The organism is Oleiphilus sp. HI0080, assembly GCF_001635135.1.
Genome location: NZ_LWFU01000806.1, coordinates 1 through 862 on the forward strand (window position 1 = coordinate 1; position 862 = coordinate 862).

At 43.6% G+C, this 862-nt stretch carries 1 protein-coding gene; it reads left to right on the plus strand.

Annotation, left to right across the window (positions count from 1 at the left end; translation table 11 throughout):
- Positions 1-637 (plus strand): ABC transporter substrate-binding protein (locus A3751_RS16465; RefSeq protein ID WP_068458002.1); only part of this gene is annotated, 637 nt, incomplete at its 5' end.
- Between the last annotated feature and the right edge of the window lie 225 nt (positions 638-862).

Below are 862 nucleotides of genomic sequence, written 5' to 3' on the forward strand. Positions count from 1 at the left end.
CCATCAGCTCAAGATTTCGTCGGTCCCGGCAAAAAGGGCGCTTTTAATGGTAGAAAGCGGACATGTCGATGGCATATACCCTTATACGTATAATGAAGCGAGAAGTAACGCTGCGTATTTTTCGAATCCTATTTCAGTGATTGATACGGTGTTTTTCAAAAGAAAATCATCAGATATATCTTGGGAGACGCTCTTCGATCTTCACCCTTACCATATCGGGTCAAATGCAGGATACCACTACCCATCGACATTCATTACTGCTGAGCGTGAAAGACTTTTAACCATAACCCCGCTGTTTTCACAAAATCCAACACTCGACAACTTAAAAAAACTAAAAAGCGAGCGCATTGACCTATTTATATGCAACAGGCTGGTATGCCAGTTTTATCTTGATCAGTATGCTCCGATGTTTCAAAGCATTGACTATATTCCAAAAGAAGTGGGGGCTAACAAGACCTTCCACGTCGGCTTTACTCGCAAGAGGGCCGGTGCCTCAGAGCTGCGTGACCAATTTAATGTTGCTTTAGATGATGCCATTACGTCAGGCCTGCTCGAAGAGGCCTATATGCAATACGGAGTCAAAGAAGAAGTAAACCGACTGGGTTCACAAGGGGCAAAAGACCGAGTCATTCAATAACGAATAACCTGACGTTCAATCGGCTCGTTCTTGGTTGCAGTCAACATTCAACATTTAACATAGGCACCTTATCGATCACCCTCAAAAAAGAGCCTTTAATCTATCTCAGTGTGTGTCCTTAAAATCGTCTAGGTAATTCTTTGGGGGTGGAGCCCAGGACGTATGGCTTGAGTCGTGTCTATCCTCTCGACCGAGTTTCATCGACTCTTTAAGTAATTCTTCTAG